This window comes from Euryhalocaulis sp. (genome assembly GCF_013911995.1).
GTDB classification, from domain to species: Bacteria; Pseudomonadota; Alphaproteobacteria; order Caulobacterales; family Maricaulaceae; genus Euryhalocaulis; species Euryhalocaulis caribicus.
The window spans coordinates 96,412-111,054 of record NZ_JACESD010000001.1 but is presented as its reverse complement, the minus strand read 5'-3'; the positions used below and the strand labels follow the sequence as shown (position 1 = coordinate 111,054).

The following is a 14,643-nucleotide window of genomic DNA, read 5'->3' as shown; positions in this document are numbered from 1 at the left end:
GACCTCATTCGCTCCACAGCCACGCGGCGCCGCGCACGCCGCTGGAGTCCCCGTGTTTATGCCGCAGGACCGGCGTCTCGAACATATCGGAGAACACGTGCGGACGGATTGCGCCGGGAAGGTCGCCATAGAGCCGGTCGATATTGGACAGGCCGCCGCCGAGCACGATCGCGGACGGGTCGAAAACATTGACGATCAGGCCCAGGGCCCGGCCCAGACGGCTGACCAGCCGGTCCAGCGTGTTCACCGCGCGGCGTTCTCCCGCCGCGGCGCGATCGGCAATTTCGTGGGCGGCCATGGCCCTTCCGCCCAGAAGGCGATAATCGGCGGACACTGCCGGACCGGACAGATAGGTTTCCAGGCAATTTTCCCGGCCGCACCAGCAGGCGCGGGCAGGCCTGTCGTCAGAACCGGGCGCGGGCAGGGGAATATGGCCCCATTCGCCGGCGATCCCGTGAGCGCCTTCGATCAGGCGTCCCTGATGGACCAGGCCGCCGCCGCACCCGGTCCCCAGAATCACCCCAAAGACGGAATCATGGCCTTGAGCCGCGCCGCCACGCGCTTCTGACAGTGCAAAACAATTCGCGTCATTGGCAATTTTAACATTTCGGGCCAGCGCCGTTTCCAGATCCCGGTTCAGCGATTTTCCGTTCAGCCAGGTCGAGTTCGCGTTGCGGATCAGACCGGTTTCCGGACTTGGAGAGCCGGGAATGGCGAATCCGGCGGGCTGGCCGGCATGTGTTTGAATCCCCGTGACAAGTTCGCGGACTGTGGCGATGGCTGCGTCGTAATTTCCCGGATTTGGCGCACGGCGGCGTTCAAGAACGGACCCGTCCCCGCCGATCAGCGCGGCCTCGATCTTGGTGCCGCCGAAGTCGACGCCCAGAAGCGGAAAAGCATTGTTTTGCGCGATCTCCAGACTCCATCCGTTAATCATTTCATGAGGCTATCGTTGTGCCCGTCCACCGTTGATTAACTCGCTTGAGCTAAGACATCGGCCATGGGTGAAACGGGGATAGAGAAATCTCGTCTTAACGGGAAGATGTCAGGCGCTATGCTGAACGCCATGTCGAAAACGGTCCTCATTGTCGAAGACAACGAGCTGAACATGAAGCTGTTTCGTGATCTGCTCGACGCGCACGGCTATGAGACCTTGCAGACCCGCGAAGGGCTGCAGGCTTTGGAAATGGCGCGGGAACATCGTCCCGACCTGATCCTGATGGATATCCAGCTTCCGGAAGTGTCCGGTCTGGAAGTCACGAAATGGATCAAGGAAGACGACGATCTCTCGTCGATTCCCGTTATTGCAGTGACCGCTTTCGCGATGAAGGGCGATGAGGAACGTATCCGCAAGGGCGGGTGCGAGGCCTATCTTTCCAAGCCCATCACTGTTTCCACCTTTATCGAGACCGTAAAGCAGTTTCTCGACTAGGGGGCTGCGATGAGCGCGCGACTCCTCGTTGTCGACGATCTTGAGCCCAACGTGCGTCTGCTGCGGGCCAAGCTTGAGGCGGAATATTACGAGGTCATCACGGCGACGTCCGGGCGTGAGGCGATCGAACGCGCGCGCACGGAACAGCCCGATCTGATCTTGCTGGACGTGATGATGCCGGGGCTGGACGGGTTCGAGACCTGCCGGCGCCTGAAGGACGATCCCAAATCGCGGCATATCCCGGTGATCATGGTCACCGCCCTGGACCAGTCCGAGGACCGGGTGCGCGGCCTGAAAGCCGGCGCGGACGATTTCCTGACCAAACCCATCGACGACGTGATGCTGCTGGCGCGGGCGCGCAGCCTGCTGCGCCTGAAAGTCGTGATGGATGAATTACGCACCCGCGAGGCCTCGGGCCGCGCGTCTGGCGCCATTGACGACGATGTCGACGATTCCCTGCTTCTGGGCGGCCGCGTGCTGATCGTGGATGATAACGACCATCAGGCCGAGCGCGTGCGCGCCAGCCTGACCCCGGAATACCGTCCCCAGATCGTCGCCGACCCGAGAAAGGCCGCCGAACATGCGCGCACGCAGCCAGACCTGATCATTGTCAATCTGGCGGCGCGCAGCTTTGACGGGCTGCGGCTCTGCGCCCGCGTGCGGTCGGACGAGGCGACCCGGCAGATCCCAATCCTGGCGATCATCGATCCCGATGCGCGCGAACGCATGGTGCGGGCCATGGATATGGGCGTGAATGACGTCCTGCCGCGGCCTGTAAACACGCAGGAGCTTTCCGCGCGGGTGTCCACACAAGTTCGCAAGAAGCGCTATGCCGACTTCCTGCGCGGCGCGCTGGACGAGACGCTGGAAAGCGCCGTGACGGACGCGCTGACGGGTCTGAACAACCGCCGCTATCTCGACGGCCGCCTCCGCCGCCTGATGGCGCGGGCCGCCCAGCGGGACGAGGATCCGGTTTCGGTGCTGATCTGCGACATCGACCACTTCAAGGCGGTCAATGATACCTGGGGGCACGATGCGGGAGACGAGATCCTGCGCCAGTTCGCCGACCGGCTGAAACAGAATGTCCGCGCGATCGATCTGGTCTGCCGTTATGGCGGCGAAGAATTCCTGATCGTGATGCCGGAAACGACGCTGGACTTCGCCGCGGCCGCCGCCGAGCGGTTCCGCCGCAGCATCGATGCCGCGCCGTTCAGGATCAATGGCGGTGTGAGAACCCTGGAGGTCACGACCAGCATCGGGGTCGCGCAGAGCGAATCGCGCGACGAGCTGGAAGACCTCATCAAACGCGCCGACAGCGCGCTTTACGCCGCGAAGAAATCCGGGCGCAATCGTGTGAAAGTGAAGCTGGGCGGACGCAGCGGCGAGGCAGCCGCCTGAGGCAAAAGATCAGGCCGTAAAAGGGCTTACTTGATCTTGCCTTCCTTGAACTCGACATGTTTGCGCGCAACCGGATCGTACTTCTTCAGCACGAGCTTTTCGGTCATGGTGCGCGTATTCTTCTTGGTCACATAGAAGAAACCGGTATCGGCCGTGGAGTTCAGCCGGATTTTGATCGTTGTGGGCTTCGCCATCGCTCTTGTGACCTCTGGTTCGTCGAGAAGGCGCGCAAAATAGCTAAAGAGCGCAGCCTGTCAACGGGATTTGACTGTAACCGCGCGGCGTATCACTGCGAAAATCAGGAAGGCGCCGGCCATGGATGACAGCGCCATCATCAGCCCGCCGGGATTGATGGCGTCCATCAGCGCGCCGGCATAAGGCGGGCTGAACAGCTCTCCCGCGCCATACATGAAAACGAAGGCCGCATTGGCCGCGCCCAGCGCGCCGCCCTTGAACCGCTCGCCCAGCAGGACAAGGCCGATCGTGTACATGCCCAGCACGATCCCGGCATAAAAGAAGAACAGGATAAACTGCGCCGCCAGCGCCCCTTCGGTGACCAGAAGCAGCAGGGGAATCAGCGTGCCGCCAACGGCGCAGAGAATCAGCACCTGAAACGCCCCGACGCGGTCGGCCAGCATGCCCAGCGGAAACTGGAACGCGATATTGCCGATGGCTGCGGCGAACAGGAATAGCGCAGCAGTCTGCTCGATCAGGCCGATGCGCACGCCGTAGACAGATATGAAGTGCATTGATGCCGTCTCGATGGCCCCGAAGAACAGGGCGGCGGCGAAGGCCGTGGGGGCGATCCAGACAGCGCGGGCGAGCGCGAACGGATGCGCGCCTTCACCTTCCGGCGGCTCTACGCCGGGGCCGGGGAGGAGGGTGAGAAGCGAGCCTGACGCAAAAATCGCGGCCGCGACGACAAACGGCGCCCAGCCGTCCGGTCCGATAAGCGCCAGCAGAACAGCGCCCAACGCGAAGCCGGCGGACAGGGAGGTCGCGTAAATCCCCATCAGCCGGCCGCGGTGCGCATCCTCGGCCAGCTGGTTAATCCAGACCTCGCTGACGATGAAGACAATGGTCAGGCCGATGCTCAGCGAAAAGCGGAACGCCGCCCAAAGCCACAGATTGTCGGTCAGCGGAAAGGCCAGGAACGACACACCGCAAAGCACGCAGGCAAAGGCCAGCAGGCCGCGCCCCGGCAGCTTTGCCATGATCATGGGCAGCACGGGCGCAAGTATGATGGTCGCCAGCGCCGACATCATCACGTTCCATCCGGAGATCACGCCGGACCCGGTCATGAATTCCAGATTGAGGGCGATCAGGGGCAGGGACAGACCAAAACCGCAGCCAGTGAGACTGGCTGCGGCGATAGCGGTAATCAGGCTGTTGATGCGCCTTCCGGCAGCGGCGTCCATATGTGCCGCCCTCGTTCCATTCGAATATAGGGAACCGGCGCATCGGGCTCATCGAGCCGCCGCCGGACTTCGGCCAGCACAAAGCGCGTAATGGACGGGATGTCCAGAGATTCCGCCTCGTCCAGCGTTACCCAGGCGGTTTCTTCCAACTCGGGCGTGCAGGGCCCCTGAACGCTTCTGGCGTGTTCGGCCGCGGCCATGAAGAACAAGGCGTCGTAGCGGATGGGCCGGTAGGGCGGGGTCACGGCCCGCGCGATCAGGCGCAGCGGCGAAATGTGGGGCGTCCCGGCGCAGCTATAAAAATCCCGCCAGTCTGCGGGGCGTTTATGAGGAGCCTCCAGCGGACGGGCGATGGCGTAGCCGGTTTCCTCGAACGTCTCGCGAATGGCGGCGGCCGCAGCGGCCTGAACACGCCGTTCCGGCAGCGCGCCCGCCAGGGCCTCAAGCGCGCGGGGATGAATCTCTCCGGCTGTTCTGGCAAAGCTGTCGGCGCGATCCACGCGGCCGCCGGGGAAGACATATTTGTGCGGCATGAAACGCGTGCCGCCATGCCGCTTGCCCATCAGAACGCGCGGATCGCCGGAATCATCCAGCAGGATCAGGGTCGCGGCGAGTTTCGGACGCACGGCCCGTCCGGACATGTTCGCGCTGTGCTTTCGCGTGTCGTCGCCTTTCGGGTCGAAGGCTTTTTTAGGCCCGCTCATTTGCCTTTCCGCGGTCCCCCGCGTCCCGGCTTGCCGCCTTTGCCCTTGCCGCGCGGTTTACGGTCGAACTTTCGGCCCGCCCCGCCGCCGCTACGGCCCGGTGAGCCGCCGCCGCGGCGCGGCGGTCCGCCCCGGCCGCCTCCGGAGGGACGTCCGCGTTTGGGCTTGTCGAGTATCTCCAGGATCAGGCCGCCAGTAATCGGCGCGGCTTCCTTCAGGCGCACGGTGACGTTCTGGCCCAGCTCGAACCGGCCGCCGGTGCGCCGGCCGATCAGGGCGTGCGCCTTCTCGTCATGATGGAAATAATCGTCGCCGAGCGAGGAAACGGGGACCAGCCCGTCCGCGCCGGTTTCCGCCAGCCGCACGAAAGCGCCGAAGCGGGTGACGCCGGTAATCCGCCCCTGAAACTCCGAACCGACCCGGTCCGACAGGAAGCTGGCGATATAGCGGTCCACAGAGTCGCGCTCGGCCGCCATGGCCCGGCGCTCGGTATGGGTGATGTCCTCGGCGATGCCCGACAGTTTCGAGGCTTCCTCATTCGTCTGCCCGTCATCGCCCAGCTTGCACGCCTTGATCAGGCCGCGATGGACGGTGAGGTCCGCATAGCGCCGGATGGGGGATGTGAAGTGGGCGTAGCGCTGAAGGTTCAGGCCGAAATGACCGAGATTTTCGGTGGAATAGATCGCCTGTGACTGGGAGCGCAAGACGACTTCGTTCACCACCTCCTCATAATCGCGATTCTTGGCTTGGGAGAGCAGTTGATTGAACCGCTCAGGCTTCACCGGGCCGCTCATCGACCATTTCATGCCCACTTGCGGCAGATAGTCGGCCAGCGCGGTCAGCTTCTCGCGGCTCGGCTCGTCATGGACGCGATAGATCAGGGGCAGGCGTTTCTGCTCCAGCGTTTCCGCGGCGCAGACATTGGCCTGGATCATGAACTCCTCGATCAGCATGTGCGCCGCGAAGCGCTCATAGCGGGTGATCGAGACGACATTGCCCTGTTCGTCCACGCGCACCTTGCGTTCGGGCGAGTCGATCTCCAGCGGGCTGCGCCGTTGCCGCGCCGCCTTGACCGCCTGATAGGCCTTCCAGAGCGGTTGCAGGGTGGACGTGACAACGTCGGCGGCTTCCGGCCCCGGATTGCCCTCGAACGCCGCCTGCGCCTGCGCATAGGTCAGGCGGGCGGAGGAGCGCATCAGGCCGCGATGGAAGCTATGGCCGATCTTGTTGCCGCTGGCGTTGAAAACCATGCGCGCGGCCATGCAGGCGCGGTCCTCGTCCGGCCGCAGCGAGCAGAGGTCGTTGGACAGCCGCTCGGGCAGCATCGGCACGACGCGGTCGGGCATATAGACCGAATTGCCGCGCTTCAGCGCGCCGCGGTCCAGCGGGCTGTTGGGCGTGACGTAATGGGCGACATCGGCGATGGCGACCCACACGACCCAGCCATTCTTGTTCTTCGGATCCTCATCCGGCTCGGCCAGCACCGCGTCGTCGAAGTCGCGCGCGTCCTCCGGGTCGATGGTGACCAGCGGAAGGTGGCGCAGATCCTCGCGATTCCTGACCGTGGCGGGCTTGGCCTTTTCGGCTTGCTCGACTTCGTTGTCATTGAAGCCTTCCGGCACGCCGTGCGCGGCGAGGGAGATGACAGAGGAGGCGCGCGCCTCGTTCTCATTGCCCACGACTTCGATGATGCGTCCGCTTTTCAGCCCGTGCTGGCGGTCCTTGGCCAGCTCGCAGATGACCAGATCGCCATTCTTCGGACTCAGCGGGCTGTCCCTGGACGGGATCAGTTCATTCTTGGAGCGCCGGTCGACGGGGACCAGGCGCGGCCGGGAGCCGTCAGCGCGATAGACGCACAGGATGCGGTGCGCGCTCTGGCCGAGGCGCTTGATCAGCCGGGCGACAGGTTCGCCGTCCTGATCGCGCTCGATCTTCACCAGCGCGCGTTCGCCAACGCCCAGCGCGCCGCCGGCGCGTCCCGAAGCGCCCTGACCGGGCGCCATGCGGATCAGCGGATCGCCGGGGTCGGACTTTTCGGGCCGGGCCAGAAGTTCGCCGTCCGTGTCGCGATCGACAATCTCGACCAGCCGCACGCCGGGGCTGGCGTCGGCGACCGCATAGGTGCGCCGGGCCGTGCGCTGGATGACGCCTTCGGATTCCAGCGCGCTGAGGACACGCTTGAGGCCGATCCGCTCATCGCCTTTCAGCTTGAGCAGCCGCGCAATCTCGCGTTTGCCGAAATTGCCTTCGCCGCGCCGTATGGCGCGCAAAACCGCGTCGCGGTCGGGTCCGTCCCCGGCCACGGCCTAGTCGGACGCAGCGGCGCTTTTGCTCCCGCCGCTGGCCTTTTTCGCTGCCGGTTTTTTCTTGGCGGCGGTCTTCTTCGCCGCCGGTTTCTTTTTCGCGGCTTTTTTCTTGCCGCCCTTGCTGGCCTTCTCGGCCAGCAGCGTCACCGCCTGCTCCATCGTCACGTCGCCCGGCTCGACATCCTTGGGCAGGGTGGCGTTGGTTTTCTTGTGCTTCACATAGGGACCATAACGGCCCTCCATGACATTCACGGGCCCGCCGCCGTCCGGGTGCTCACCCAGCTCTTTGAGAACCTGACCGCCGCGCTTGGCCTTCTTCTCGGCGATCAGCGCCACGGCGCGGTTCAGCCCCACCTCGAACACTTCCTCGATAGAGTCGAGATTGGCGTAGATGGATTTGTGCTTCACGTAAGGGCCGTAGCGGCCCAGCGCGGCGGTGATCATGTCGCCGTCTTCCGGGTGCTCGCCCACTTCGCGCGGCAGCTTCAAAAGGCGCAGCGCCTTTTCCAGATCGATTGTGTCGGGCGGCCAGGTCTTGGGCAGGCTGGACCGGTCCGGCTTGGCGCCTTCTTCCTGCGCCTCGCGCTCCACATAGGGGCCGAAGCGTCCGGTTTTCAGCCAGATCGCCGCGCCCGTTTCGGGGTCCGCGCCCAGCTCCACATCGCCGCCTGCGGCGTCATCGCCTTCCTCGGCGGAGAGGGGGCGGGTGTATTTGCATTCCGGGTAATTCGAGCAGCCAATGAACGCGCCATAACGGCTCAGTTTCAGCGACAGTCGGCCTTCGCCGCATTTGGGGCAGAGCCGCGGATCCTTGCCGTCCTCGGTCTGCTGGAAGAAATGCGGGCCCAGCGCCTCGTCCAGCGCGTCCAGCACCTGTCCGATGCGCAGATCGCCTATATCGTCGACGGAGGCGGAAAATTCTTTCCAGAAAGCGTCCAGCAGGGCTTTCCAGTCCAGATCGCCGGCCGAGACCTTGTCCAGCTTTTCCTCAAGGTCGGCCGTGAAGTCATATTCGACGTAGCGGCGGAAGAAATTCTCGAGAAACGCGGTGACGATCCGGCCCTTGTCGTCCGGCACGAAGCGGCGCTTTTCCAGCCGCACATAATCGCGGTCCTGCAGAACCGAGATGATGGAGGCGTAGGTGGACGGGCGGCCGATGCCCAGTTCTTCCAGCGTCTTGACCAGAGAGGCTTCGGTGAAGCGGGGCGGGGGCTGGGTGAAGTGCTGCTCGGCCTCGACCTCCTTGGTCTCGGCATGGTCGCCCTCCGTCACCTTGGGCAGGCGCGTGTCCTCGTCCTTGTCGGCGGAGGCGTAGAGCTTCAGGAAACCGTCGAACAGGATGACCGAGCCATTGGCGCGAAGCGTGATCTTCTCATCGCCGGAAACCAGGTCGATGGAGGTCCGCTCGATGGTGGCGGCTTCCATCTGACTGGCCGTGGCGCGGTTCCAGATCAGGCGGTAGAGCTTGGCGGCATCGGCGTCCAGGCGCACATCCTCGGGCGACCGGTTGAAGTCGGTCGGGCGGATCGCTTCGTGCGCTTCCTGCGCATTCTTGGCCTTGGAGGTGTATTTGCGCGGCGATTTCGGCAGGTATTTGTCGCCGAACTTGCTCTTCACCGCCTCGCGGGACTGGGCGATGGCCTCGCCCGCCATGTCGATGCCGTCCGTCCGCATATAGGTGATCAGCCCGTCTTCGTAGAGTTTCTGGGCGATCTGCATGGTCCGCTTGGCGGCATAGCCGAGCCGGTTGGACGCGTCCTGTTGCAGGGTGGAGGTGGTGAAAGGCGGGGGCGGGTTGCGCTTGGTCGGCTTGGCCTCGACCGCGCCGATCCTGAAGCTGGCCGCTTCAATCTTTTGCTTGGCGTCTGTGGCGGAGGCCTCGTCGGGCAGGCCGAACTTGTCCAGCTTTCCGCCGTCCAGATGCGTCAGCCGCGCCTCGAACGGCTCTGAGCCGCCCGCGCTCGCCTGGGCCTTCAGGGTCCAGTATTCCTCGGCGACGAATTTCTCGATCTCGAACTCGCGCTCGCAGATCAGGCGCAGCGCGACCGACTGGACGCGGCCCGCGGAACGCGCGCCGGGCAGCTTGCGCCACAGGACCGGGGAGAGGGTGAAGCCAACCAGATAATCGAGCGCGCGGCGGGCGAGATACGCCTCCACCAGCTCCATATCGATCTGGCGCGGATTCTTCATGGCGTCCAGAACGGCGGTCTTGGTGATGGCGTTAAAGACAACGCGGTCCACCGCGACATCCTTCAGCGCCTTCTTGTTCTTCAGAACCTCCAGCAGGTGCCAGGAAATGGCTTCCCCTTCGCGGTCGGGGTCAGTAGCCAGTATCAGGCGGTCCGATCCCTTCACCGCATCGGCGATTTCCTTCACGCGCTTCTGGGACCTGGTGTCGACCGCCCAGGACATGGCGAAATCCTCGTCCGGGCGGACGGAGCCGTCCTTGGAGGGCAGATCGCGCACGTGTCCGTAGCTCGCGAGCACCTGGTAGTCGCCGCCGAGATATTTATTGATGGTTTTGGCTTTCGCCGGGGACTCAACAACGACAACGTTCATAGGGCGCACGCAACAATCCGTGGAGAATGGCGAGCGAAGCTGGGGGCCGCCTCAAGGCTTGTCAATGCTGAACAGTCAGCTAAGTTCTTAAGGCGCATTAGGTTAAAATTGCAACCTAATCGCGAATATCGAGGAATCCACGCCATGGATGATAATGAAGATGACGGAACGTCTGGCGAGCAATCGCGGCGGCCGGTCGACGCCGCTCAGGTGGCGGAATACGCTTGTTCCTTGAGTGATGAACTGTCCGGGCTTTGCCTTGAGGCGGGCCTGGAGGAATTATCCCAGATTCTGGCGCTGGCGTCTGCAATGGCGGCGCGGCGAAAGATGCCGGCGGGCGCGGTGGATTAGGCGAGTCTCACCGCGCCGCCCGGCTCCAGGCTGACACGGCCCGCCAATTCCAGTTCGACCAGCGCGGCGAAGACGACCGCAGGCGGCAGACCCGCCTGACGGGCAATCTCGTCCCTGTGGGCGGGCGCGGTCGAGATCAAGGACAGGACATGATCCCGCGCCTGGTCCGCGGCCTTTGCCAGCGCCTCCGGGTCCGGCGGTTTCCCTGCAAAACCTTCACCGGGTTCTCGCAGGGAAAGGCGCGGCAGATCGCGGATGATTTCCAGCGCCTCGTCAGCGTTCTGCACCAGAGCCGCGCCCTGCTGGATCAGCCTGTTTGTCCCGCCCGCGCGCGGGTCCAGCGGCGATCCGGGGACCGCCATGACCTCGCGCCCCTGTTCGCCGGCCAGCCGCGCGGTGATCAGGGTGCCGGAGCGTTTGGCCGCCTCCACGACGATCACCCCCAGAGACAGGCCGGAAACAAGCCGGTTGCGGCGCGGAAAGTCCCGCGCGGTTGCGCGATAGCCCAGAGGCAGCTCCGAGAGGATGGCGCCGCGCCGCCGGATTTCATCGTAAAGCGCCTCCGCTTCGCGCGGATAAATATGGTCCAGACCGCCCGCCAGAACCGCCGCCGTTCCGGTTTCCAGCGCTGCGGCGTGCGCCGCCGAATCCACGCCCCGCGCCATGCCGGAAACCACCATCAACCCGGCTTCGCCCAGACCGCGCGCAAAATCGCCCGCCATGCGCAAACCCACCGCCGAGGCATTGCGGGAGCCGACTATGGCGACACAATCGCGGGTCAGCAGGGCCCGGTCGCCCAGAACCGAAATGACAGGCGGGGGCGGGTCGAGCGCCGCCAGCGCATCCGGAAAGCCCGGCTCGACCGCGGCGATCATCCGTCCGCCCATCCGGTCTGTCCGGTCCATCTCCCGGTCAATGTCAGCGGGTTTCGGAATTCGCATCGGATCCACCCGGCCGCCCCGCCTGGCCAGCGCGGGCAGGGCGTCCAGCGCGGCGGACGCATCCTGATAGCGTTCAATGAGAGCATAGAAGGTAACCGGCCCGACATTCGGGGTCCGGGCTAGGCGGATCCAGTCGCGCTTTTCGGCGGCGCTCAGCTCACGCCGCATCGGTCTCTTTCTTCTTGCCGCCGATTTTCGGCTCTTCGCCTTTGAACAGGCGCGCAATATTTGACCGGTGGCGCCAGAAAATCACGATGATCATCACCGCGAAGGCCGCCGCCAGTTCAGGACGGTGGGCCGCCAGCGCCAGCAGGGGCGCGGCGGCGGCGGCGATCAGCGCCGCCAGCGAGGAATAACCGAACAGGGCGGCGGCGGAGAGCCAGAGGCCGCAGAGCATCAGTCCCAGCGGGAAGGACAGGGCCAGCGACACGCCGAAGAAGGTCGCCACGCCTTTGCCGCCCCTGAATTTCAACCACACGGGATAGCAATGGCCGATAAACGCCGCCGCGCCCGCGGCGGCCGCCTCGGGCCGTCCGAAAACCGCCCATGCGGCCAGCGCCGCGATGGCCGCTTTGCCGGAGTCCAGAATCAGCGTCGCCGCGGCCAGGTCCTTGCGCCCGGTCCGCAGGACATTGGTCGCGCCGATATTGCCGGAACCCTGCGCGCGTATATCGCCCAGCCCGGCCGCCCGCGTGATCACCAGTCCAAAGGGGATCGAGCCCAGCAGGTACCCGCACAGCAGGGATATAATCAGGGTGAGGACGGTCATGCGCGCGCCTCCATCAAAAGCTCCAGAACCGCCATGCGCACAGCGACGCCCGATTCCACCTGAGCGCGGATGACACTGCGGGGATGGTCTGCGACCTCGCTGGTGATCTCGACATCGCGGTTCATCGGGCCGGGATGCATGATGAGGGTGTCCGGTTTCGCGCGGCCCAGACGGCCGGCGTCCAGCCGCCAGTCGCGCACATAATCCTCCAGATGCGGCGCCTGGTTCTCGCCCATGCGCTCGCGCTGGATGCGCAACATCATCACCGCGTCGCAGCCCTGCAGGGCGGTGTCGAAGTCATTGAACGTTTCGGCGGCGGTCGATTCTGGCAGGAAGACTTCCGGCCCGGCCACCCGCACGTCCGCCCCCAGCTGAGTCAGCAGGGGAATATCGGATCCAGCCACGCGGCTGTGAGCGATATCGCCGCAGATCAGGATGCGCCGGCCCTCCAGAGATCCCCATTTCTGTTGCAGGGTGAAGGCGTCCAGCAGGGCCTGGGTCGGGTGCTCCGCCACGCCGTCCCCGGCATTGACCACGCTGGCCGAGACCAGTTCGCTGGCCGCGCGCGCCGCGCCGATTTCCCGGTGGCGCACGATGATGGCGTCGGGCTGCATGGCGTCGACCGTATAGAGCGTGTCCTCGAACGACTCGCCTTTCTTCACCGACGACTCGGCCAGCGGCAGGGTCGCCACGTCCGCGCCCAGACGCTTGCCCGCCAGTTCGAAAGAAAGAAGCGTGCGGGTGGAGGGTTCGAAGAACAGATTGACGATGCTGCGCCCGGTCAGCGCGTCGGTGCGTTTTCCCGTTTCCCGGTTCCGCCGCCAGTGGTTTTCAGCCCGCGCGAATATCTCTTTGACCTCGGCGGCGCTCAAGGCGTTCACCGAAATCAGGTGTCTGTGCGGGAAGGGCGGTATCGTGGCAGCCATGGATCGCTCGGCGTGAAGGTCGCTGCGCTGCTTAGCGCGAGGGTTGCCGGCGCGGCAAGCCGTCATGACCGGATTGCGCCCAGCCGATCGATGGCGCTTTGCAGGATAATCGCCGCGGCGGTCTGATCGCGCAAACTCCGGCGCTGCGCAGGCTTTACGCCTGCTTCCGCCATGGCGTCATCGGCGGCGGCTGAACTGAGGCGCTCATCGTGCATTGCGATCGCAATATCGCGATGTTTGAGAATATTGCGGGCGAACGCCCGGGCAGATTGGGCGCGCGGCCCCTCGGACCCGTCCATATTGACCGGAAGCCCGATCACCAGACCGGCGCACTGGCGTGAATCATAGAGCGCAAACAGCGCCGTCAGGTCGGCCGCCAGTTTCGTGCGGTGAATCGTATCAAGCGCGGTGGCGATGGAGCGGCGCGGGTCGCAGACCGCCACGCCGATGCGCTTTGCGCCCGGGTCCACGCCCAGAAGCGCCCCCTCAGCAGGCAGGTTTTCAAGGTCTGTAAGGCTCATCACGGTCCAGTCTGGCCGGGTTTTTCGCTTGGGGAAACCTGTTTCACATCCGTGCGTTATAATCAGTTCACACGCTTGGGGAGGCGTAGCTGATCAATGACGGGTTCCCCGCGAACACCGGAGCCTTGCTTGGAAAATTCTGAATCTGCCGAACCGCCGGTGAGAGATCCCGGCGACATCAACACCATAGACGATATCGGGAACCGCGCCATCCAGTCCTGGATATTCGCGCTGCTGATCTGCATGTTCCTGCTGGTTGCGGGATCCACCCTGTATTTCGCCAAACCGTTCCTGATGCCGGTCGCGGTGGCTTTCGTGTTGAGCGTCCTGTTGGCGCCGGCCATGGCCATGATCGAAAAAACCGGCCTGCCTTCCGGCATAGCCGCGCTGGGCCTGGTCGGGGCGCTGTGCGCGGGAATTTATTTCGGGTTTTCATTTATCGCCCAGCCTGCCGCCAGCTGGGCCGAGAACGCGCCGCAATATATCGAGCAGGCCAGCGACAAGCTGAGCGGGGTCAAGCAGCCGATCTCCTCGGTCCAGTCGCTGTCGGAGGAGGTCAAGCAGATGGCCTCTGTTTCACAACGCGAAACCGCCGATGAAGTCGTTGTGCGCGCTCCCGGACTGGCCGAAAGCCTGACCTCTTCCATGGGACGCGCCGCGGTGCAGACCCTGTTCGTTCTTGCCCTGACCTATTTCATTCTCGCCACCCGCACGGAGTTACGTTTGAAGCTGATCGCCGCGCGCCGCAGCATCAGCGGCAAGCTGCACACCGCGCGCATGTTCCGCGACGTTGAGCGGAGCGTGGGCAGCTACATCTTCACGATGGCGCTGATCAATGCCGGGCTTGGCGTGGCGGTCGGATTGGCGATGTATTTTCTGGACATGCCGCGCCCGATCATGTGGGGCGGTATCGCGGCGGCGCTGAACTTCATCCCCTATATCGGCCCGATCATCACCGCCTCACTGCTGGCGCTGGTCGGCATCATCAATACCGAAACCCTGACCGAGGCCGCCATTCCGCCGCTGGTCTATCTGGGGCTGAACTTTATCGAGGGCAGTTTTGTCACCCCGCTGACGCTCGGCGCGCGGCTGACGCTGAATCCGCTGGCCATTCTGCTGACTGTGAGCTTCTGGACCTGGTTGTGGGGGCCGGTGGGGGCGCTGATTTCCGTGCCGCTGCTGGTCATGTTGAAGGCCCTGAGCGCGCACACGGAAATGCTGCATCCGTTCAGCCTGTTGCTGGGCGGCACCATCCCCAGGCCGCGAAAACACGGTTGGGCCATAAAAAAGCCGCGGCCCTAGAGCCGCGGCTTTTCCT

General features: G+C 64.5%; 14 protein-coding genes. 4 read left to right on the top strand and 10 right to left on the bottom strand.

Annotation, left to right across the window (positions count from 1 at the left end):
• Positions 1–4 precede the first annotated feature (4 nt).
• Positions 5–937: an ROK family protein gene (locus H2040_RS00560; RefSeq protein ID WP_287153371.1), complete on the bottom strand. Its 933-nt coding sequence runs from the start codon at positions 935–937 to the stop codon at positions 5–7.
• Positions 938–1,066: 129 nt separating this feature from the next.
• On the opposite strand from H2040_RS00560, the gene H2040_RS00555 reads away from it, so the two are divergent.
• A complete protein-coding gene (locus H2040_RS00555) occupies positions 1,067–1,432 on the top strand; it encodes a response regulator (protein WP_027068560.1) in 366 nt (121 codons plus the stop codon).
• A 9-nt stretch (positions 1,433–1,441) separates the two neighbouring features.
• The gene (locus H2040_RS00550) at positions 1,442–2,830 is read left to right on the top strand and encodes a PleD family two-component system response regulator (protein ID WP_287153367.1); all 1,389 of its coding nucleotides are present in this window, start codon (positions 1,442–1,444) and stop codon (positions 2,828–2,830) included.
• 26 nt (positions 2,831–2,856) lie between these two features.
• Here H2040_RS00550 and rpmG read toward each other — a convergent pair whose 3' ends face one another.
• From rpmG to topA, 5 genes are read right to left on the bottom strand one after another with little or no spacing between them, the layout of a single operon-like run.
• Positions 2,857–3,024, bottom strand: a complete 168-nt coding sequence (gene rpmG / locus H2040_RS00545; RefSeq protein ID WP_022698956.1) for a 50S ribosomal protein L33 — start codon at positions 3,022–3,024, stop codon at positions 2,857–2,859.
• A 60-nt stretch (positions 3,025–3,084) separates the two neighbouring features.
• The gene (locus tag H2040_RS00540; protein WP_287153364.1) at positions 3,085–4,248 is read right to left on the bottom strand and encodes an MFS transporter; all 1,164 of its coding nucleotides are present in this window, start codon (positions 4,246–4,248) and stop codon (positions 3,085–3,087) included.
• Positions 4,212–4,952 (bottom strand): NUDIX hydrolase, encoded by a 741-nt coding sequence (locus H2040_RS00535; RefSeq protein ID WP_287153362.1) that lies wholly within the window; start codon positions 4,950–4,952, stop codon positions 4,212–4,214. The genes H2040_RS00540 and H2040_RS00535 overlap by 37 nt, the downstream gene beginning before the upstream one ends.
• Entirely contained in the window at positions 4,949–7,255 is a 2,307-nt protein-coding gene (gene rnr / locus H2040_RS00530) for a ribonuclease R (protein WP_287153360.1), read from the bottom strand. Before rnr ends, H2040_RS00535 begins: the two co-directional genes overlap by 4 nt.
• 3 nt (positions 7,256–7,258) lie before the next feature.
• On the bottom strand, positions 7,259–9,817 hold the full coding sequence (gene topA / locus H2040_RS00525) for a type I DNA topoisomerase (RefSeq protein ID WP_287153410.1): 2,559 nt from the start codon (positions 9,815–9,817) through the stop codon (positions 7,259–7,261).
• Positions 9,818–9,961: 144 nt separating this feature from the next.
• Here topA and H2040_RS00520 point away from each other — a divergent pair, with 144 nt between their 5' ends.
• On the top strand, positions 9,962–10,168 hold the full coding sequence (locus H2040_RS00520) for a hypothetical protein (protein ID WP_022698961.1): 207 nt from the start codon (positions 9,962–9,964) through the stop codon (positions 10,166–10,168).
• Here the strand turns inward: H2040_RS00520 and dprA are convergent.
• The 4 genes from dprA to ruvX form a co-directional block, all read right to left on the bottom strand.
• A complete protein-coding gene (gene dprA, locus H2040_RS00515; RefSeq protein ID WP_287153357.1) occupies positions 10,165–11,277 on the bottom strand; it encodes a DNA-processing protein DprA in 1,113 nt (370 codons plus the stop codon). The genes H2040_RS00520 and dprA overlap by 4 nt on opposite strands.
• Positions 11,267–11,878, bottom strand: a complete 612-nt coding sequence (gene plsY, locus H2040_RS00510) for a glycerol-3-phosphate 1-O-acyltransferase PlsY (protein ID WP_287153355.1) — start codon at positions 11,876–11,878, stop codon at positions 11,267–11,269. The genes dprA and plsY overlap by 11 nt, the downstream gene beginning before the upstream one ends.
• Positions 11,875–12,804, bottom strand: a complete 930-nt coding sequence (locus H2040_RS00505) for an aspartate carbamoyltransferase catalytic subunit (protein WP_287153353.1) — start codon at positions 12,802–12,804, stop codon at positions 11,875–11,877. Before H2040_RS00505 ends, plsY begins: the two co-directional genes overlap by 4 nt.
• Before the next feature lie 62 nt (positions 12,805–12,866).
• A complete protein-coding gene (gene ruvX / locus H2040_RS00500) occupies positions 12,867–13,325 on the bottom strand; it encodes a Holliday junction resolvase RuvX (RefSeq protein ID WP_287153351.1) in 459 nt (152 codons plus the stop codon).
• A gap of 129 nt (positions 13,326–13,454) precedes the next feature.
• On the opposite strand from ruvX, the gene H2040_RS00495 reads away from it, so the two are divergent.
• Positions 13,455–14,627, top strand: coding sequence for an AI-2E family transporter (locus H2040_RS00495; protein ID WP_287153349.1), 1,173 nt, complete (start codon positions 13,455–13,457; stop codon positions 14,625–14,627).
• Positions 14,628–14,643: the final 16 nt, after the last annotated feature.

Coding starts and splice junctions, on each gene's coding strand:
- ruvX (WP_287153351.1), bottom strand. CDS start 13,325: ATGAGCCTTACAGACCTTGAAAACCTGCCTGCTGAGGGGGCGCTTCTG.
- H2040_RS00555 (WP_027068560.1), top strand. CDS start 1,067: ATGTCGAAAACGGTCCTCATTGTCGAAGACAACGAGCTGAACATGAAG.
- plsY (WP_287153355.1), bottom strand. CDS start 11,878: ATGACCGTCCTCACCCTGATTATATCCCTGCTGTGCGGGTACCTGCTG.
- H2040_RS00560 (WP_287153371.1), bottom strand. CDS start 937: ATGATTAACGGATGGAGTCTGGAGATCGCGCAAAACAATGCTTTTCCG.
- rpmG (WP_022698956.1), bottom strand. CDS start 3,024: ATGGCGAAGCCCACAACGATCAAAATCCGGCTGAACTCCACGGCCGAT.
- H2040_RS00520 (WP_022698961.1), top strand. CDS start 9,962: ATGGATGATAATGAAGATGACGGAACGTCTGGCGAGCAATCGCGGCGG.
- H2040_RS00535 (WP_287153362.1), bottom strand. CDS start 4,952: ATGAGCGGGCCTAAAAAAGCCTTCGACCCGAAAGGCGACGACACGCGA.
- H2040_RS00540 (WP_287153364.1), bottom strand. CDS start 4,248: ATGGACGCCGCTGCCGGAAGGCGCATCAACAGCCTGATTACCGCTATC.
- dprA (WP_287153357.1), bottom strand. CDS start 11,277: ATGCGGCGTGAGCTGAGCGCCGCCGAAAAGCGCGACTGGATCCGCCTA.
- H2040_RS00505 (WP_287153353.1), bottom strand. CDS start 12,804: ATGGCTGCCACGATACCGCCCTTCCCGCACAGACACCTGATTTCGGTG.
- H2040_RS00550 (WP_287153367.1), top strand. CDS start 1,442: ATGAGCGCGCGACTCCTCGTTGTCGACGATCTTGAGCCCAACGTGCGT.
- topA (WP_287153410.1), bottom strand. CDS start 9,817: ATGAACGTTGTCGTTGTTGAGTCCCCGGCGAAAGCCAAAACCATCAAT.